The organism is Kribbella pratensis (assembly GCF_004366075.1).
Lineage (GTDB): Bacteria > Actinomycetota > Actinomycetes > Propionibacteriales > Kribbellaceae > Kribbella > Kribbella pratensis.
Genome location: NZ_SODU01000001.1, coordinates 419,069 through 437,350 on the forward strand (window position 1 = coordinate 419,069; position 18,282 = coordinate 437,350).

Here is an 18,282-nt window from a genome sequence, read left to right on the forward strand (position 1 = left end):
CGGACCGATTGGTGCGTCGCGGCGTCTGGCCGCGGATCACGTGCGCCCTCGAACAGGTGCGCACTCCGTGCCGATCGAACCGGAGATCCCTCATGTCCTCCGTGGACATTCAGCTGCATGCTGCCCTCGCACGCGCCGTCGCCGGCGTGCCGCATCACGAACTCCGCGGCCGCGTCGCCGCGCTCTCACATCGCTACCGGACCGAACAGGTCGCCGACACCGCCCCGGGGATACGCGACGCGCTCGATGCCCTCGCGTACGCCGTCGTACGAATGCCGGCCACCTTCCGCGCACTGCTCACCGCGCTGTCGACGGTGGAGCACCAGCCCAGCACCCATGTGGACCTCGGCGGCGGAACCGGCGCTGCAGCCTGGGCCGCCGCCGCGCTCTGGCCCTCCGTCACCACCGAGATCGTCGAACGCCAACCCGTCGCGATCCGCCTCGGCCGGCAACTTGCCGCAGGCAACTTCTCTCCCGACTGGCGCTGGACGACCGCCGACCTCCGCGACTGGACCTCACCGACCACGATCGACGTCATCACGATCGGCTACGTGCTGAACGAGCTGACCGATGAGACCCGGCGCGACCTGATCGGCGCCGCCGCCCGGTCGGCGAAGACGATCGTCGTCGTCGAACCGGGCACCCCCAGCGGTCACCGCCGTACCCTCGCCGCCCGCGACCTCCTGATCGAGCAGGGACTCACGATCGCGGCGCCCTGCCCGCACCAGGGACCGTGCCCGGCCGACTGGTGCCACTTCGCCGCGCGCCTGCCGCGCACCGAACTCCACCGCATCCTCAAGGACGGCACCCGCAACTACGAGGACGAGAAGTTCACGTACGTCGTCGCAACCCGCCGCCCGGTTAGCCCGACGCCGGCGCGGGTGATCGCCCGGCCGATCCGTCGCAAGGGCCAGGTCGTCCTGGACCTCTGCACCGCGGCCGGTACGTCGGAGCGGGTCGTCGTACCGAAGTCCTCTCCGTCGTACCGGACTGCTCGCGGCGCATCATGGGGTGACGAATCGCCGACGATCAGGAGATGACAAGCCGGGTGATCCGGCCGTCGACCAGGGTGAACGTGAAGTCCAGGTCGGCGGTGCCGCCTGGGAAGTCGCCTTCGAGGTGATGGGTCGCGACGTAGGTCTGTGCGTCGACCTGCCGGGCGCTGGTGAGTTCGGTCGTGTAGCTGTACTCGGTGGCCGAGCTCGCCAGCCAGGCGCGGATCTCGTCGTGCCCGCGATAGGTCTTGCCGTCATCGGTGATCTCGGCGTCATCGGCGTACCAGCGCATCGCCGCGGGGACGTTCCGGGTGACGTGGGAGATCAGGTACTTCGTGATCGTGTCAGGCAGCATGGCGTGCTCCTCAGATGGTTGGAACGGTGCCGACGACGCTGCCTCCTCTCGGTGGGAGAGACGCAAGGAGTTGACTCTCTCCCCGGGGGAGGGTGCAGGCTGGGCGACGTGCGGAGCGGACTGACGATCGGAGAGTTCGCGCGGGCGACGCATCTGAGTGTGCGCACGCTGCGGCGCTACCACGAGAGCGGGTTGCTCGAGCCGGCGGCTGTCGACCCGTCCAGCGGCTACAGGTACTACGCGCTCGAGCAGATCCCGTCCGCTCAGGTCATCCACCGGCTGCGCGAGCTCGACGTACCGCTCGCAGACGTCGGCAAGATCATCGCCACCGACGATCCGGATCGGCGCGCGGACCTCGTAGCGGTCCATCTCGAGCGGCTGCAGGAGACGCTCGAACGGACCCGAGCGGCCGTGACCTCGCTGCAACGGCTGCTCGAGCCCGCTGCGGGCGACCTCGAGATCGAGCTCCGCTCGGAGCCCGCCACGTTGGTTGCCGGTGTCACCGACATCCTGAGCCTGGACGAGGTTCTCCCGTGGTACGGCGGCGCGATGGCCGAGCTAGACGCAGCCGTCGCGCAGCCTGTCGGTCCGCCCGGCGGGCACTACGACGACGAACTCTTCGCCGAGGGCCGCGGAACCGTTCTCGTCTACTACCCCGTCGCGGAGGCGCCGTCGCACGGCCGGGTGCGCCCGGTCGAGCTACCCGCCGTCGAGCTCGCAGCCACGATTCACCACGGACCCCACGACGACATCGACGTCACCTACGGTCGGCTCGCGACCTGGGTGCACGAGCATGCCCTGGCCGTTGCGGGACCGGTGCAGGAGACGTACTCGGTCGGCCCGCGAGACGACGCGGATCCGGCGGCCTGGCGCACCGGCATCGCGTGGCCTGTCTTCCGCGTCGGCTGAGCGGTCTCAGAGTTCGTAGCCGCCTGAGGCTTCTACGGTCTGGGCGGTGATCCAGGCGGCGTCGGGGGAGCCGAGGAAGGCGATGACCTTGCCGAGGTCGTCGGACTCGCCGATCCGGCCGAGCGCGGTGCGTTCGGCGATCGGCGGGATCAGTTCGGGGTGCTGGGCGAACGCGTCGTCGCCCAGGCGGGTCCGGGTCACGCCGGGAGCGACGGCGTTGACCCGGATGCCGCGGGTGCTGAGCTCCTTCGCGAGGTACCGGGTGAGCACGATCTGCGCGCCCTTCACGCTCGCGTAGACCGAGTACCCGGGCGACGGGCGCGCAGACTCGAGTGCCGACGTACTCGTTGTGTAGACGATCGAGCCGTGGTCGGCGATCAGCGGGAGGAGGGTCTGGGTGAGGAAGTACGGGCCCTTCAGGTGGACGTTCACCATCTGGTCGAACAGGTCCGCGGTCGTGTCCTCGAACATCACCGGTGGCTGGCCGACACCGGCATTGCTGACGAGGAAGTCGAACGACGTGCGGTCCCATCCCCGCAGTACGTCGGTCAGCGCGGCGCGGAACTCGATGAACGTGTCGGCGCGGGCGACGTCCAGCGGCAGCGCGACCGCCGTACCGCCGTCCTTCTCGATCCGCTCGACCGTTTCCAGGCCGCGTTCGCGACTGCCGCGATAGGTGACGACGACGGCGGAGCCGCGTTTCGCGAGCTCGAACGCCGTGGCCCGGCCGATGCCGGAACTCCCGCCGGTGATCACAGCTACATGCATGATCGTGCACAACTCCTACTGGTCAGGAACAGGTACCTCACCAGTAGACGTTTGGTTGCAGGGGGAGTGTTAGACCAATGCTCGCGACGACTTGCCTGATCCTGCTCGATCGCGGCTCGGCGGTGTACCGAACTCGCGCCGGTACTCGCGGCTGAACTGGGACGGGCTGTCGTAACCGACGGCGTACCCGGCACTCGTCACGTCCTCGCCGAGCCCGACCACCCGCAGCCGCGCCTCCTGCAGGCGGATCTTCTTCTGGTACTGGATCGGGGTCAGCTCGGTCACCGTGCGGAAGTGCCGGTGGAACGCCGACGTACTCATGCCGGCCATCGACGCGAGATCCTCGACCCGGAACGGCTCGGTGTAGTGGTCGCGGATCCAGCGGATGACGCGCGCGACGTGCGACAGGCTGCTGTCGGCGAGGCCGATGTCGCGGACGGCGGCGCCTTGTGGACTGCGGAGCAGGCGCCAGAGGATCTCGCGCTGGACGAGCGGCGCCAGTACGGGCGCATCCTCGGGCTCGTCGACCAGGCGCAGCAGACGGATGACCGCGTCGACCAACTCCGTCGACGCGCGGCTCACGGTCAGGCCGCGGACGGGTCCGCCCGGTTTCTCGGCCGCGTCGAGCAGGAGCTCCGCGATGACCTCCGGTTTCAGCTCGAGACCGACACCGAGACAAGGGGCAGTAGGCGAAGCCTCGACGAAGTGGCCCGTGACGGGCAGATCGACCGACACGACGAGGTAGTCGCCGGCGCCGTACTCGAAGACCTGCTCGCCGAGCGCCAGCCGCTTCCGGCCCTGAGCCACCAGCGCGAATGTCGGCGAGGCCAGGCTGGACGTCGGCGGGGTGGGCGCCGTGACGACCGACAGCAAGAGCCCGTCGACGGTGTCTTCACGCCCGATCGCTTTCACGATCAGCTCCCGCAACTCCTCCATCACGAGGTCAGGCATCACGAGGTCAGGCGTCGAGGAAGGTGGTGACGGTGTCGAGGACCAGGGGAGTGCGGGCGAGGCCGGTGAAGTGCGTCGTACCGGGGAAGATCGCCAGTTGTGAAGCGGGGACACCGACGAAGTCGCCGTTGACGTCGCCGCCGCGGAGCTGGTGGAAGCGGACGGCGTGCTCGAGCTTCACCGCGTCGGAGTCGCCGAACGTCAGCAGCGTCGGCGCCTCGATACCTCGGATGTCGTCGTCGCTCCAGCCGCTGGTGCCGCGGTCGTAGCTGCCGAGCTTGTCGAGCAGCGACTGCAGGTGCTCGTGATCGGGGTGCGGCGACTTCGCCAGGTAGTCGGCCTCCATCGGCGTACCGGCGATCATCTCCACCTTCATCGAGCCGACCGCCGCCGCGTTCTCCTCGCGGTCGCCGGACGGGTTGAACGAGACCGACGAGATGACCGCCTTCCGGACCAGCTCCGGGTACTCGATCGCGAGGTACAGCGCGACCGCACCGCCGACGCTGAACCCGAACAGGTCGGCCTTCGGTACGTCGAGGCGGGCGAGCAGCGCCGCCACGTCCGAGGCCAGCTCCGCCGTACCGAGCGGGCGGTCGATGTCGTTCGTGTAGCCGTGTCCCTGGAAGTCCGCGGCGATGACCTTCCGCCCGGCCGACAACCCTTCGAGCAGTTCGCCGAACTGGAGGTCGATGTTGAACAGTCCGCCGTGCAGCAGCACCAACGGCGTGCCGCCCTCGCCGTGCACCTCGTAGTACATGCGCAGCCCGTTGACGTCGGCGTACCCAGTCTTCTTGCTCACGGTTCTCCCACCAGTAGACAAAACGGATGCCCCGCCGGATCCGCCAGGACGAACAGCGGCTCGTCCTCGTCGGCGCTCCGGTCGTACAACAGCGTTGCACCGAGCTCCTCGGCCCGTTGCCGATGCCGATGAAGTTCGTCCACCGACAGTACGGCGTAGTCGAGGTGCATCTGCATCGGCACGTCGGGCGACGGCCACGTGGACGGCGTCAACTCGTCCACCTGCTGGATCGCCAGCTGACGATTCCCTTCGTCGTCAACAAGCACCAGCCAACTGGCATCATCCGCCGCACCGTCCACCGGCGGCTCGTCCCCCGCCCGGTACCGCAACCCGAGCAACACCCGATAAAACTCAGCCAGCCCCCGCCCATCCGTCGTATCGAGCGCGGTATGCATCCGCCGCGGGTAGGTGTCCATGGCGGTAACCCTAGTCAGTCTCTGGGTTTGGGGAAGTGGTGCGGAACGAGCGTCGGTAGGTGTTCGGGGGGACGCCGACAACGCGTTGGAAGTGGCGGCGGAGGGTGGTGGCTGTTCCTAGGCCGGTGGCTGAGGCAACCTTTTCGATTGCGTCGTCGGTGGACTCGAGGAGCTGCTGCGCGCGGCGGACGCGCTGGGTCAGGAGCCACTGGAGAGGCGTCTGGCCGGTGACCGAACGGAACTGCCGGCCGAGGTGTCGCGGGCTGGTGTTGGCCCGCCTCGCCAGGTCCGTGACGGTCAACGGCTGGTCCAGGCGCTCTTGCGCCCAGCCCAGCAACTGCGCAAGCGAATGATCGCCGTTGACCTGCACCGGCGTCGCCACGAACTGCGCTTGCCCACCGGCCCGATGCGGCGGTACGACGAGACGCCGGGCAACCGTGTTCGCGATCGTGGCGCCGTGGTCGAGATGGATCAGATGCAGACACAGGTCGACCGCCGCCGCCTTCCCCGCCGCCGTCAGCACCTTGCCGTTGTCCGTATAGAGAACGTCGGGATCGACGACCGCCTTCGGATAGCGCGCGCTGAGTACGTCGGTGTGCCCCCAGTGCGTCGTGGCCCGCCGGCCGTCGAGCAGCCCGGCCGCACCGAGTACGAACGCACCGGTGCACAACGACGCGACCCGCGCCCCGGCCTCGTATGCCGCCCGTACCGCATCCGCCAGTTCACCCGGCACCGGCTCGTCGACATCGGCGAGCGCCGGCACCAGCACGGTGTCCGCCCGCTTGATCGCGTCGAGCGGCTCGGTCGGCTCGACCACGAACGGCCCGACCTGTACCGGCCCCGGTCCGCACAGGCGTACGTCGTACCACTCGTCGACGCCGAGCGGTGGATTGCCGAAGATCTCGTACGCGATCCCGAGCTCGAAGTGGAGCAGGTGCCCGGCGGTGGCGAGCGCTACGGTGTGCATGTCCGAAAGTGTACGGATGGTGTCGTTCCGGACTCTCACACCGGCCTGGGGAAACCGGCGAGACTCGTCGCATGAACGCAATCGTGGTGTACGGCGCCACCGGTCACACCGGCCACTTCGTCGTCGAGGAACTCCTCCGGCAGAACCTTCCCACCGCTGTCTCCGGACGCAACGCGGCAGCCCTCGCTGCGCAGTGGGGCGACCTCGACGTCCGCCCCGCCGCTGTCGACGACCCACACGCCCTCGACCTCCCCCTGAAGAACGCTGCGGCCGTGATCAACGCGGCCGGGCCGTTCGCCACGACAGCCGCCCCGATCATCGACGCGGCCGCCCGCGCGCGTATCCCGTACGTCGACGTCGCGGCCGAACTCGAAGCGAACGTGTCGACGTTCGCCCGAGAGAGTGCTCTCCCGGTGATCCCGGCGATGGCGTTCTACGGCGGACTCGGCGACCTGCTGACGACCGCGGCGCTGGGGGAGCGGACCAGCGCTGACGAGGTGCATGTGGCCTACGGGCTGAGCAGCTGGCACCCCACGGCAGGCACACGCGCCGCCGGTCAGGTTTCGCACGATCGGCGGAACGGGCAGCGCGTGCGGTTCAGCGGCGGGCGCCTGCAATACCACCAGGACCCGGCGGTCCAGGAGAACTGGACGTTCCCGGATCCGCTCGGCAACCGCCGCGTGATCGCCGAGTTCACGATGGCCGACGTGATCACGATCCCGACGCACATCGCCGTACCCGAGGTCCGCACGTACATGACGCTCGAAGCCGCTGGTGATCTCGCGGATTCGGAAACGCCGGCGCCGGCTGCCGTCGACGAGCTGGGGCGGTCGGACCAGACGTTCGTGGTGGATGTCCGCGTGCGGACCCGCGGCGAAGAGCGGCGGGCTACCGCGACCGGACAGGACATCTACGCGATCTCGGCGCCGCTCGCGGTCGGCGCGGTACGCCGGATCCTCGCCGGTCAGACGCGTTCCTTGGGGGTGGCATCCGCGGGCGCGATGTTCGACGCCGTCGAGTTCCTCAAGGATTTACCGCTGACACTCGACCTGCCGTAACTCGATTTCCTGCGGGAGAATGTTGGGCCCCTGCTGTGTTCAACGCCCACGAACAGCTGGAGGCCGCCCACCATGCCCAATATCCCCCTGCCCAACATCCCCCTGCCACACAGCGATCTGTCCCGCCGTGATCTCCTCCGGCTGACCGCAGCCGGTGCGGTCGCGGGAACGGCGGGGAGCGCTTTCTCCGCGTTCCCGGCGTACGCCGCTGACATCGACTACACGGCGCGCAAGACGTTCGACGACTGGGATCGGCTGTTTCAGGAAGGTGGTCCTGGGCAGCCGGATCAGCCGAACGACAACACGAACCGGGACGGCCGGTCCGGCATGCTCGCCTGGAGTCAGTCGTACGTGCTGCTCGGTCTGGTCCGCATGTACGAGAAGTACCGCGACACCTACTACCTGGACCGCCTCGTCGACAACGTCGACCAGGTGCTCGCCGTCCGCGACAGCGAACGCGGCGTCACCGACTACCGCGGTCTCTCGCTCCCCGCCTGGCGAGCCGACCACCCGTACACGACCGGCTACGCAACCCTTGCCGACAGCAACGGTCAGCCGCTGCTCGACCTCCGCGAGGCGCTGTCGTACGCCGAGGACACGACGGTCACGGTCACCGCCGGGACCCGCCCGGGCACGTTCACCGTCCAACTCGTCAACACGTTCGTGAACCGCACGGTCACGCTCTCCGACCTCTCTCTGGATCCGGCCAGTCCCGACTACGCCGTGAGCCGGATCTACGCAGCCGCCCCCGGCCCGCTCCAGCTCACCGCTGCGGATCGACGGCCGACTCCGCGCGCAGGCGACGTACCGCGGCTGGGCACCTACGAGATGCACTGCAAGCCGGTGATCTTCGCCGTTCACACCGGGATGATCACGTACCCGATCGCGAGCTTCGTCCGGCTCGTCGCCGGCTCTCCGGTTCTCCGCCGGCGCTACCAGCGGAAGGCGGCCGAGTACCTCACGGCATGCCGCGAGGCGGTCGCCGTGCACGACTGGGAGTACGACGAGGAGGGCGGTCACCTGATCTGGCCGAAGGGTCAGCCGCTCGCGTACGACGGGTGTGAGCAGCCGATCAATCAGTCGGTCGGTCTCGGGCAGACGCTGGTCGAGCTCGCGCTGGCAACCGGAGAGAGCGGATACCGGCGGAAGGTCGCCGCGATGGGCCGGATGCTGGCCGGCCAGCTCACGGTGGACGCGGGTGACGCCTATCTGTGGCACTACTGGCCGGCGGGCAGCCGCATCTACGAGGGGTTCACGAAGACGGGAAGCCCCGACAGCGATGTCTCGATCTTCACGCCGTCGGGTGGGCCGGCGCGGCAGTTCGAGGACATCAGCCACGGCGCGATCGACGTCGAGTTCGCCGTACGGGCGTTCCGGGCGCGGCTCGCGTTCACCGGCCTGGACATGGAGCGGCTCGCGCGCACGTTCACCCAGAACGTCGCGACGACCGACGCCGACGGCCTCCCCGCCGTACACACGACCGTCGGCGGCACGGCTATCGGCGCGGCCTCGGTCGCGCACCAGGCCCCGCGCTGGATGCAGGTGAGCCCGTGGAACCCGCAGGTCCATGCACACTGTCTCGCGCTCTACAAGCGCTACCAGCCGACACCGGAGCGCGACGGGCAGCAAGCGATCGGCTTCGGCTGGCTACTGGCCAACGTCGCGTACCTCAACTGGGGAGCCCGATGACCACGGCGTACCTGACGTACGACGTGTTGTGACATAGCCTGGTGAGGTGGAGGGGGAGCCGCCCGCGCGGCGGTGGGTGGGGATCGCGATCGCGGGACTGTTGCCATGGGCATGGTTCGTGCTGCGCGACCGGTTCGGCGTGGTCACCGACGTGACCGCGATCGTGCTGCCACTGGCCGTGCTCGTCACGGCCGTCGTCGCCCTCGTCGTCGCGGGGGCAGTGGGTGCAGCGGGCGCCTGGCGTGTCCCGCCGGGCCACCGTGTCCTGGTACGCCGGCGGCGGCGCCGGGCAGCGGTTGTGTTCGCCGTGTCGACGCTGCTGGTCGGGATCGTCGCCACGTTCGGGCCGTGGGTGCCGCACGGCACGGGCACGGTCGACAAGAGTCGCGCCGTACGGATCGCCGCCGTCAACATCGGCAGCGGTGAGCTCGACGGTGCGGACAACCTGCTCGCACTCAAGGCCGACGTACTCGTGGTCTCCGAGATCGGCGAGCCGCTGACACAGCGCCTGTCCGAGTCGTACCCGGAACATGTTGCCGATTGGAAAGGCCCGTCGATCGGCGTCTTCAGCCGCTGGCCGCTGACCGTCATCGAGCAGACCGGCCCGGATCTCCCCGGGTTCGTGCTCCGGGTCCACGCGCCGTCGGGTGAGTTCGATCTGATCGCGGCGCACGTGCCGCGTCCGTGGTGGAGGACGGGCGGGTCGACGTACACCAGCTCGACAGACGACGGGATTCCGTACCAGACGACGGTCGCCGAGCATCACCGGCTGATCGAGCAGATCGCCGCACGGGCAGCGCGCGACGACCGCCCCGTCGTGGTGGCCGGTGACCTGAACACCACGGACCGCGGCCGCGACTACCGGGTCCTCACCGACCACCTCGACGACGCGATGCTCGACAGCTGGGGCCGCCCGTCGCAGATCGGCAAATGGTCCGCGCTCATGGTCCGGATCGACCACCTGTTCGTGAAGCCCGGCTGGTGCTCCGACGACAACGACTGGTACTCGATTCCGATGTCGGACCATCATGGTCTCGCCTCGACGATCGGGCCTTGCAGATGACGACCGAACTCGACCAGCTCGTGGCGACGCTCGACAGCCTGCGAGCCGGCGTACTGAAGAAGCTGGCCGGCCTCACCGAGACCGACTGCGCCGCCTCCAACGAGATCATCGCGAAGCTCGCCGACCCCGAAACCCCGGTGACCCGCAACGGCAAGACGCACAATCTCCGCTGGGCGATCCTCGCCGTGATCGGCGAGACCTCGCGGCACGCCGGGCACGCGGACATCATCCGCGAACAGATCGACGGCACCACCGGCCGCTGACCCGCGATGGCCGGGGGGAATGACTTCGGTCGGCTGACATGGCAGGATTCCTACGGTGAGTAGCGGTACGACGGAGGAACAGCGCCTGCAGGACCTGGCGCGGCTGCGGCGTGTGAAGGACCGGATCGACCGGGAGTACGCGCAGCCGCTGGACGTCGAGGCGCTGGCGCGTGGCGCGCACATGTCGTCCGGGCACCTGAGCCGCGAGTTCAAGCGCGCTTACGGAGAGTCGCCGTACGGGTATCTGATGACCCGGCGGATCGAGCGGGCGATGATGCTGCTGCGACGCGGTGGGATGAGCGTCACCGACGTCTGCTTCGCTGTCGGCTGCCAGTCGCTTGGCACGTTCAGCACCCGGTTCACCGAGCTGGTCGGGATGCCGCCGAGCGTCTACAAGGAGAACGCCGGCGACGCCACGCTCGGCATCCCGTCGTGTGTCGCGAAACAGGTGACGCGACCGATCAGGAATCGAGAAGCATCTCCGACCTCCGGCAGCTAGGTTGACGCCCATGGAGATCAAGATCCTCGCCAGCTTCCTGCCACACACCGACCCCGAGGAGTCGCTGAAGTTCTACCGCGACATCCTCGGCTTCGAGGTCCGCACCGACGTCGGGTACGGCGGCATGCGCTGGATCACCGTCGGCCCGCCCGGCCAGCCGGACACGGGGATCGTGCTCTGCCCGCCGTTCGCCGACCCCGGTATCACCGAGGACGAGCGCCGTACGATCGGCGAGATGATGGCGAAGGGCACCTACGCCACCGTCGTGCTCCAGACCGACGACATCGACGGCCTGTTCGAGCGGCTGCAGGCGACCGACGCCGAGGTGATCCAGGAACCGGTGGACCAGCCGTACGGCGTCCGCGACTGCGCGTTCCGGGACCCGGCCGGCAACCACATCCGAATCAACCAGGCATCCTGAGTCCTTCCCGAGAGGTAGCAGCATGAGCCGCGACGAGCACGTTGCCGACAGCCACGACCTGATCCGGGTGACCGGGGCCCGGGTGAACAACCTGAAGGACATCAGCGTCGAGATCCCGAAGCGCCGGCTGACCGTGTTCACCGGGGTGTCCGGGTCGGGCAAGAGCTCGCTCGTGTTCGGCACCATCGCGGCGGAGTCGCAGCGGCTGATCAACGAGACGTACAGCGCCTTCGTCCAGGGCTTCATGCCGAACCAGGCCCGCCCGGAGGTCGACGTACTCGAGGGCCTGACCACCGCGATCATCGTCGACCAGGAGCGGATGGGCGCCAACCCGCGCTCCACGGTCGGTACGGCGACCGACGCGAACGCGATGCTCCGGATCCTGTTCAGCCGGATCGCGAAACCGAACGCCGGCCCGCCGACGGCGTACTCGTTCAACGTCCCGAAGCGGACCGCGACCGGTTCGATGACCGCCGACAAGGGCGCCGGGGAGAAGAAGGTCGTCCGCGAGGCCGTGTACGCCGGCGGCATGTGCCCGCGCTGCGAGGGCATGGGCTCGGTGACGGACTTCGACCTGACCGCGCTGTACGACGAGAACAAGTCGCTGAACGAGGGCGCGCTGACGATCCCCGGCTACAGCATGGACGGCTGGTACGGGCGGATCTTCCGCGGCGCCGGCTACTTCAACCCGGACAAGCCGATCAAGAAGTACACCAAGAAGGAACTGCACGACCTGCTGTACCGGGAAGCGACCAAGATCAAGGTCGAGGGCATCAACCTGACCTACACCGGCATCATCCCGGCGATCCAGCGGTCGTTCCTGTCCAAGGACGTGGACGCGATGCAGCCGCACATCCGCGCGTTCGTCGAGCGGGCGGTGACGTTCACGATCTGCCCGGACTGCGACGGGACCCGGCTCGGCGCCGAGGCGCGGGCGTCGAAGATCAAGGGCAAGAACATCGCGGACCTGTGTGCGATGCAGATCACCGACCTGGCCGCGTGGATCCGCGAGCTGAAGGAGCCGTCGGTCGCGCCGCTGCTGAAGGCGCTCGGCGACGCGCTCGACTCGTTCGTCGACATCGGCCTCGGCTACCTGTCGCTGGAGCGGCCGGCCGGGACGCTGTCCGGCGGTGAGGCGCAGCGGACGAAGATGATCCGCCATCTCGGGTCGTCGCTGACCGACGTCACGTACGTGTTCGACGAGCCGACGATCGGCCTGCACCCGCACGACATCCAGCGGATGAACGAGCTGCTGCTGCAGCTGCGCGACAAGGGCAACACCGTCCTCGTCGTCGAGCACAAGCCGGAGACGATCGCGATCGCGGACCACGTGATCGACCTCGGTCCCGGCGCCGGCTCCGGCGGTGGCGAGGTAGTGTTCGAGGGGACGCTCGACAAGCTGCGGACGAGCGGGACACTCACCGGACGGCACCTCGACTACCGGGTCTCGGTGAAGTCGTCGGTGCGATCGCCGTCCGGTGCGCTCGAGGTGCGCGGCGCCTCGACGAACAACCTGCAGGACGTGGATGTCGACGTACCGCTCGGTGTCCTGGTGGTCGTGACCGGGGTCGCCGGGTCGGGGAAGAGTTCGCTGATCCAGGGGTCGGTCGCCGATCGCGAGGGCGTGGTGGCGATCGATCAGGGCGCGATCCGCGGGTCGCGGCGGAGCAATCCGGCGACGTACACAGGGTTGCTGGACCCGATCCGGAAGGCGTTCGCGAAGGCCAACGGGGTGAAGCCGGCGCTGTTCAGCGCGAACTCCGAAGGGGCCTGCCCGGCGTGTAAGGGCGCGGGCGTGATCTACACCGAGCTCGGCGTGATGGCGACCGTCGAGGCCCCGTGTGAGGAGTGCGAAGGTCGTCGCTTCCAGGCGGCCGTGCTGGAGTACACGTTCGGCGGGAAGAACATCGCCGAGGTGCTCGCGATGCCGGTCTCGGAGGCGTTGACGTACTTCGCCGACGGTGAGGCGAAGACGCCGGCCGCGGAGAAGATCCTGGAGCGGCTCGCCGACGTCGGGCTCGGGTACCTGTCGCTCGGGCAGCCGTTGACCACGCTGTCCGGCGGTGAGCGGCAGCGGTTGAAGCTCGCGACGCACATGGGGGAGAAGGGCGGGATCCTCGTCCTCGACGAGCCGACCACCGGCCTGCACCTGGCCGATGTCGAGCAGCTCCTCGCTCTACTGGACCGCCTGGTCGACTCGGGCAAGTCGGTCATCGTCATCGAGCACCACCAGGCCGTCATGGCCCACGCCGACTGGATCATCGACCTCGGCCCCGGCGCCGGCCACGACGGCGGCAAGGTGGTCTTCGAAGGCACCCCGGCCGACCTCATCAAGAAGCCGAAAACCCTGACCGGAAAACATCTCGCGGAGTACGTCGCCTGACGCCACTTGAACGCGCCGTTGCGTCACGCCGAGCCGCGGAAGCGATAGCCGAAGCCGCGGACGGACTCGATCCGAGCGGCCGACGCATCGGGCGATTCGAGCTTTCGGCGAAGTCGAAGAACCGCGAACTTCACCCGTTCCAGTCCGAGACCGCTCGGGTCGTCCCACACCTGGGCGAGCAACTGGGCCGGATTGAGGATCGAGCCCCCGTGCCGGACCAGCACGGCCAGCAGCCGAAACTCCGTCGGCGTCAGGCGCACGTCCCGACCGTCCAGCGACACCGACCGCTGCTGTGGATCGATCCGCAGCCGGCCGTCGTCGTAGACCTCGATCGCCCAGGTGGGCTGCGCCGTACGACGCAGCAATGCCTCCAGTCGCGCGACCAGCTCGTTGCTGCCGAACGGTTTGGTCAGGTAGTCGTCTGCCCCGGCCCGCAGTCCGCGGACCTTGTCCGCCTCCTGGCCATGGCCACTGAGGATGAGGATCGGCAGGTCGCTGATGTCCCGGACCCGCTCGAGAACCTGCCAGCCGTCCATCCCTCGCAGCCCGATGTCCAGCACCAGCAGATCAGGACGCAGGGAGTGCACCGCCCGCAGACCCGCCCGCCCGTCCTCGACATGGTCGACCTCATAGCCCGACCGTCGGAGCAGCACACCGAGCGCGAGTCCGACGTCGGCATCGTCCTCGATCACCAGGACGCGGCTCATCACCGCTCACCCGGTCGCCGCCACGGAAGCCCGACGCTGATCGTGGTGCCTTCGCCCGTGGTGGCGGCCTCGATGGTCCCGCCGTGACTTTCGGCGATCGCCCGGCTGAGCGCCAGTCCGAGCCCGGTCGTCGGTGTACCGGTCCGCGGACGGTTGGATGCCTGGTGGAAGGCAGTGAAAAGCTGGTCCAGATCACGCTCGGGGTGGCCGGGCCCGGAACTGGTGACCTCGATCCGCCACCCGGTGCGCGCCGGCGCGGCCCGGAGTACGACGGCGCCGCCTGGTGTAGCGACTTCGAGCCGGTTGACGACGAGATTGGTGAGCAACTGATGCACGCGGCCCCGATCACAGCTGATGAGCCGTCCGTCGGCCTCCTCACCGCGCAGGGCGACGACCGCCGACCGGGCACGGGGTTGCTGCTCCGCTACGACGGTCCGCACCAGCTCACGAACAGAGACAAGCGCCAGGTCCAACTGCAGTTCCCCTGACTCCAACCGGGCGATGAGAGCCAATTCGTCGATGACGGCGAGCATGCGATCGCCGCTACGCCGGATCACCTCGGCGAACTGGCGGTTCTCCTCGGTCAGTCCGCCTTCCTCTGCGTCGGTCAGGAAGCTGGAGAAGGCGATCACCGACGTCAGCGAGCCCCGCAACGCGTGGCACACGGCGGTGACGAAGTCATGGCCGGCAACCGGGCCGTCGGGATGCTCCATCCGCTCGGCGACAACCTCTGCGAATGCGTCGAGTGCTGTCATCAGCGCATCGTCGGTCCCCGCACCCGCCGTACGGACAGACAGCTGTTGCGCATCGCGACCAATTCCGATGGACCAGACCAGATCGGTCGCCGCAGGCGAAGGAGGACCGACCGAGGCCGCGTCGAGTCGGGCGGAGCTGATGCCGGGCACTTCCGCCAACCGAGCGACGACGTCGTTGGCGTCCTCGTGGGTGCGGATGACCATGGCGGGGCTCAGCAGAGCGAGCACGGCGGTGACATCGGGCCGCACCGACCGAGGCCGACCCACTGCGCCGACGCCGAACCCCGCTGTTGCCATCTTGTCTCGCCCGTCCCTCGCGCCCGGTCCGCGACAGCTTCGAGTACGCCGCAGGCCGACCCTTCACTATAGTCGAGACATCAGCATGGAGTCACGATCCGCTTACCTTGGGTGAGAATTGGGCCCTGGATGGTTCTGAGAGCGAATCCACGGATCGGAGAACATGTATGGCTCCAGGGGAGTTCGTACTCGTCGTCGATGACGACGAGTACATCCGGGAGGCGATCCGGCGGATCGTCACCAAGTGCGGGTACTCCGTCCTCGCTGCCGCCGATGCCGGGGCCGCCCTGCGTGCCGCGCAGGCTGTGGAGGCTCCGATCACCTTGTTGCTCACCGATGTCTGGATGCCCGGGGACATCAGCGCTTCCGCCCTGGCAGAAGAACTCGCCGACCGCTACGCGGACCTCCGCGTGGTCTATGTCTCCGGGCTGCCGAAGGAACTCGCGGTCGGCAACGGGCTTGTGGCCTCGGACGCGAGGTTTCTCGAGAAGCCGTTCACCCCGGCGCGGCTGGTGGAGGCGATCCGCGCAGCCCTTGACGAGACCGGCACTCGGGCAGTCAGTTCGCCGGTGGACCAGGCGCGTCCAGAACGTCACGGACCATCGTGAGCAACTCCGTCTGTGCGAACGGCTTCTCGATGAGGGCGACACCCGGCTGCAAGGTCCCTTGCGAGGTCAGCACCGGCTGTGCGTAGCCGGACATGTAGAGCACCCGGAGACCCGGCCGGAGCGCGGAGGCCTCGTCCGCCACGTCCTTGCCCAGCATGCGCGGCATGACGACATCGGTGAGCAGCAACTGAACCGGTTCCTCGGTCGTGCTCAGCAACTCCAGCGCAGTGACCCCGTCGGCTGCGGTCAGCACCCGGTAACCCTTGCGCGTGAGCACGCGGCGGGTGACCTCGCGCATGGCGTCCTCGTCCTCGATCACGAGGATGGTCTCGCCCCCGCCGGAGGGCCGGCCGGACGCCTGCGCCTGCGACCCAGGATCTGCGCCCCCCAGATCGTCCGCCGGGATCACCGTGGCCGGGATCAGCATGAAGAACGTGCTGCCTTCGGATGGCCGGGACATGATCCGCACGAACCCGTCCATCCGCATGATGATCCCGTAGACCGTCGCCAGCCCGAGACCCGTGCCTTCGCCCTTCGGCTTGGTGGTGAAGAACGGTTCGAAGGCGTGCTCGATGACGTCCTGCGACATCCCACTGCCGTTGTCGCTCAGCCGGAGCCGGACGTACTGGCCCGGGCCGAGGCCATGATGGTTGGCCGCATAAGCCTCGTCCACCACGACATTCGCGGTGTCGATCCGCAGTACCCCACCGTTCGGCATCGCGTCCCGGGCGTTGACCGCGAGATTGACCAGGACCTGCTCGATCTGGCCGGGATCGGCCATCACCGGCCACAGATCCGGCGCCAGTACGGCGACCAGGTCGATCTGCTCGTCCAGGGTCCGCTGGAGCAGCTGCTTCACATTGCTCACGACCGCGTTGAGGGAGAGCACCCGGGGTCTGACCACCTCCCGGCGGCCGAAGGTGAGCAGTTGGTGGGTCAGCCCGGCACCGCGTTCGGCGGCGCCCTGGATCTGCTGAAGGTCCTTCAAGGCCGCATCCCAGCGCCCCTGGTCAGCGCCGCGGACGGCCTTGATCTCCTCCTCGACGAACGAGGCGTAGTTGAGGATCACGGACAGCAGGTTGTTGAAGTCGTGGGCCACTCCGCCGGCGAGCTGGCCCAGGCTTTCCAGGCGTTGCGACTGGTGCGACCGGTTCTCTGCCTGCTCCCGGTCCGCCTGAGCCCGGAGTACCTCGCGCTCGGCCTGCAGCTCGCGCCGCTCGGTGACGTCGCGGATCGCGGCGAAGGTAATCGTCCCGTTCTCGGTCGCGATCGGAGACAGTGAGATCTCGGCAGGGAACTGAGTGCCGTCCTTGCGGCGAGCTGTGAGTTCGGAGCTGCCGTCCATCAGGCGCGGCCGGGGCTCGACGACGTACCGCGCCCGTTTCGCCGGGTGCAGCGGGCGGGCGTCCTCCGGCACCAGGATCTCCACCGGCCGGCCGATGAGCTCCTCGCGGCTGTACCCGAACAAGGCCTCCACGCGGGCGTTCGCCAGGACGATGACGCCGTCGGACGTGACGCCGACGATGGCGTCCGGAGTCACCTCCAGCCATCCGACCGGCAATTCTGTCGGCTGCGCGAGCATCTGAGTCACCCCCGTGTGACGACCTCTGCACTATAAGCAACCAGCCCTCTGCACTGCGGACCCGTCCACAAATGACACCCGTTCTGCAACCTGGCGGCACCGGCGCCCGCACCACAGGAGCCGCAGTGTCAGGACCAGGCGGAACCAACGCGCCCCCCGCCAGCTCCAGGTTTGCGCGACTCAACCCCAGCACGTGCACCACGAAGGAGATTGTCATGTTCAAGGTCCTGAGGAAGAAGCGAGTTGCCATCCCAGTGGCGGTCTTCGCGGTACTCGCCATCAGCGGTATCGCCTACGCGTTCTGGACCACCACCGGCGAGGGCACCGCGAAGGGCTCCACCGGCACCAGCACCGCGATGACGATCACCCAGGACGGTACGGTCACCGCCATGACGCCGGGTAGCGCGGCGCAGCCCGTCAACTACACGATCAACAACACCGCCTCCACACCGCAGTACATCACCACGGTGACGATCACGAAGGCCAGCGTCACCTACATCGGCGCAGCCGGCGCGGGAACCGGAACCACTGCCGCTGACCACCCGGCCGGCGCGGTTGCCGCGGTCTGCACAACCGGCGACTTCGCCGTGGTCCAACCGGACCCGGTGGGCCTCGATCTTCCCGTCGGCCCCACCGCCTTCACGCGAAGCCTTACTACGACGTACCAGAACAAGCTGAGCGGCACTGTCGCGATGATCAACTCCGCCTCGAACCAGGACGACTGCAAGAACACCACCCTCAACCTCACCATCACGGCCGCGTAGCAGCGCGGCTCCGATCCAGCCAGTGGGGTGGCG

Annotated in this window: 20 protein-coding genes; 11 read left to right on the forward strand and 9 right to left on the reverse strand. The window is 68.4% G+C overall.

Annotated elements, in window-relative coordinates:
• Nucleotides 1-101: 101 nt before the first annotated feature.
• Nucleotides 102-1,040 carry a small ribosomal subunit Rsm22 family protein gene (locus EV137_RS01975; protein ID WP_238175033.1) on the forward strand — a complete coding sequence of 313 codons (939 nt, stop codon included), beginning with the start codon at nucleotides 102-104 and terminating at the stop codon, nucleotides 1,038-1,040.
• Here EV137_RS01975 and EV137_RS01980 read toward each other — a convergent pair.
• Nucleotides 1,030-1,350 (reverse strand): nuclear transport factor 2 family protein, encoded by a 321-nt coding sequence (locus EV137_RS01980; RefSeq protein WP_134126097.1) that lies wholly within the window; start codon nucleotides 1,348-1,350, stop codon nucleotides 1,030-1,032. The genes EV137_RS01975 and EV137_RS01980 overlap by 11 nt on opposite strands.
• A gap of 108 nt (nucleotides 1,351-1,458) precedes the next feature.
• Between EV137_RS01980 and EV137_RS01985 the strand changes: the two genes are divergently transcribed.
• Complete coding sequence (locus tag EV137_RS01985) at nucleotides 1,459-2,259, forward strand: MerR family transcriptional regulator (protein WP_134126099.1); 801 nt, start codon at nucleotides 1,459-1,461, stop codon at nucleotides 2,257-2,259.
• A 6-nt stretch (nucleotides 2,260-2,265) separates the two neighbouring features.
• Here the strand turns inward: EV137_RS01985 and EV137_RS01990 are convergent, their stop codons facing one another.
• The 5 genes from EV137_RS01990 to EV137_RS02010 form a co-directional block, all read right to left on the reverse strand.
• Nucleotides 2,266-3,027, reverse strand: coding sequence for an SDR family NAD(P)-dependent oxidoreductase (locus tag EV137_RS01990; RefSeq protein ID WP_134126101.1), 762 nt, complete (start codon nucleotides 3,025-3,027; stop codon nucleotides 2,266-2,268).
• Nucleotides 3,028-3,096: 69 nt separating this feature from the next.
• On the reverse strand, nucleotides 3,097-3,978 hold the full coding sequence (locus EV137_RS01995) for an AraC family transcriptional regulator (RefSeq protein WP_134126103.1): 882 nt from the start codon (nucleotides 3,976-3,978) through the stop codon (nucleotides 3,097-3,099).
• 7 nt (nucleotides 3,979-3,985) lie between these two features.
• Nucleotides 3,986-4,777: an alpha/beta fold hydrolase gene (locus EV137_RS02000; protein ID WP_238175034.1), complete on the reverse strand. Its 792-nt coding sequence runs from the start codon at nucleotides 4,775-4,777 to the stop codon at nucleotides 3,986-3,988.
• On the reverse strand, nucleotides 4,774-5,193 hold the full coding sequence (locus EV137_RS02005; RefSeq protein ID WP_134004503.1) for a VOC family protein: 420 nt from the start codon (nucleotides 5,191-5,193) through the stop codon (nucleotides 4,774-4,776). The genes EV137_RS02000 and EV137_RS02005 overlap by 4 nt, the downstream gene beginning before the upstream one ends.
• Nucleotides 5,194-5,203: 10 nt before the next feature.
• A complete protein-coding gene (locus tag EV137_RS02010) occupies nucleotides 5,204-6,160 on the reverse strand; it encodes a helix-turn-helix domain-containing protein (RefSeq protein WP_134126105.1) in 957 nt (318 codons plus the stop codon).
• A 71-nt stretch (nucleotides 6,161-6,231) separates the two neighbouring features.
• On the opposite strand from EV137_RS02010, the gene EV137_RS02015 reads away from it, so the two are divergent.
• The 7 genes from EV137_RS02015 to EV137_RS02045 all read left to right on the forward strand — a co-directional run bounded on the left by EV137_RS02015 (nucleotide 6,232) and on the right by EV137_RS02045 (nucleotide 13,536).
• Nucleotides 6,232-7,218, forward strand: a complete 987-nt coding sequence (locus tag EV137_RS02015) for a saccharopine dehydrogenase NADP-binding domain-containing protein (RefSeq protein ID WP_134126107.1) — start codon at nucleotides 6,232-6,234, stop codon at nucleotides 7,216-7,218.
• Nucleotides 7,219-7,290: 72 nt separating this feature from the next.
• Complete coding sequence (locus EV137_RS02020; RefSeq protein ID WP_134126109.1) at nucleotides 7,291-8,907, forward strand: hypothetical protein; 1,617 nt, start codon at nucleotides 7,291-7,293, stop codon at nucleotides 8,905-8,907.
• A gap of 46 nt (nucleotides 8,908-8,953) precedes the next feature.
• Nucleotides 8,954-9,970: an endonuclease/exonuclease/phosphatase family protein gene (locus tag EV137_RS41260; RefSeq protein WP_134126111.1), complete on the forward strand. Its 1,017-nt coding sequence runs from the start codon at nucleotides 8,954-8,956 to the stop codon at nucleotides 9,968-9,970.
• Nucleotides 9,967-10,233, forward strand: coding sequence for a mycothiol transferase (locus EV137_RS02030; RefSeq protein ID WP_238175035.1), 267 nt, complete (start codon nucleotides 9,967-9,969; stop codon nucleotides 10,231-10,233). Before EV137_RS41260 ends, EV137_RS02030 begins: the two co-directional genes overlap by 4 nt.
• A gap of 55 nt (nucleotides 10,234-10,288) precedes the next feature.
• Nucleotides 10,289-10,732 (forward strand): helix-turn-helix transcriptional regulator, encoded by a 444-nt coding sequence (locus EV137_RS02035; RefSeq protein ID WP_134004488.1) that lies wholly within the window; start codon nucleotides 10,289-10,291, stop codon nucleotides 10,730-10,732.
• Between the two features lie 10 nt (nucleotides 10,733-10,742).
• Nucleotides 10,743-11,153: a VOC family protein gene (locus EV137_RS02040; RefSeq protein ID WP_130385673.1), complete on the forward strand. Its 411-nt coding sequence runs from the start codon at nucleotides 10,743-10,745 to the stop codon at nucleotides 11,151-11,153.
• Between the two features lie 22 nt (nucleotides 11,154-11,175).
• Nucleotides 11,176-13,536 carry an ATP-binding cassette domain-containing protein gene (locus tag EV137_RS02045; protein ID WP_134126115.1) on the forward strand — a complete coding sequence of 787 codons (2,361 nt, stop codon included), beginning with the start codon at nucleotides 11,176-11,178 and terminating at the stop codon, nucleotides 13,534-13,536.
• Between the two features lie 23 nt (nucleotides 13,537-13,559).
• Here the strand turns inward: EV137_RS02045 and EV137_RS02050 are convergent, their stop codons facing one another.
• Together EV137_RS02050 and EV137_RS02055 are read right to left on the reverse strand one after the other, a co-directional pair.
• Nucleotides 13,560-14,243: a response regulator transcription factor gene (locus EV137_RS02050; RefSeq protein ID WP_134126117.1), complete on the reverse strand. Its 684-nt coding sequence runs from the start codon at nucleotides 14,241-14,243 to the stop codon at nucleotides 13,560-13,562.
• The gene (locus EV137_RS02055) at nucleotides 14,243-15,295 is read right to left on the reverse strand and encodes a sensor histidine kinase (protein ID WP_134126119.1); all 1,053 of its coding nucleotides are present in this window, start codon (nucleotides 15,293-15,295) and stop codon (nucleotides 14,243-14,245) included. The genes EV137_RS02050 and EV137_RS02055 overlap by 1 nt, the downstream gene beginning before the upstream one ends.
• Nucleotides 15,296-15,462: 167 nt before the next feature.
• Between EV137_RS02055 and EV137_RS02060 the strand changes: the two genes are divergently transcribed.
• Nucleotides 15,463-15,903, forward strand: coding sequence for a response regulator (locus EV137_RS02060; RefSeq protein WP_134126121.1), 441 nt, complete (start codon nucleotides 15,463-15,465; stop codon nucleotides 15,901-15,903).
• Here the strand turns inward: EV137_RS02060 and EV137_RS02065 are convergent.
• On the reverse strand, nucleotides 15,854-17,485 hold the full coding sequence (locus EV137_RS02065) for a PAS domain S-box protein (RefSeq protein ID WP_134126123.1): 1,632 nt from the start codon (nucleotides 17,483-17,485) through the stop codon (nucleotides 15,854-15,856). The genes EV137_RS02060 and EV137_RS02065 overlap by 50 nt on opposite strands.
• Before the next feature lie 215 nt (nucleotides 17,486-17,700).
• On the opposite strand from EV137_RS02065, the gene EV137_RS02070 reads away from it, so the two are divergent.
• Complete coding sequence (locus tag EV137_RS02070; RefSeq protein WP_134126125.1) at nucleotides 17,701-18,249, forward strand: hypothetical protein; 549 nt, start codon at nucleotides 17,701-17,703, stop codon at nucleotides 18,247-18,249.
• Nucleotides 18,250-18,282: the final 33 nt, after the last annotated feature.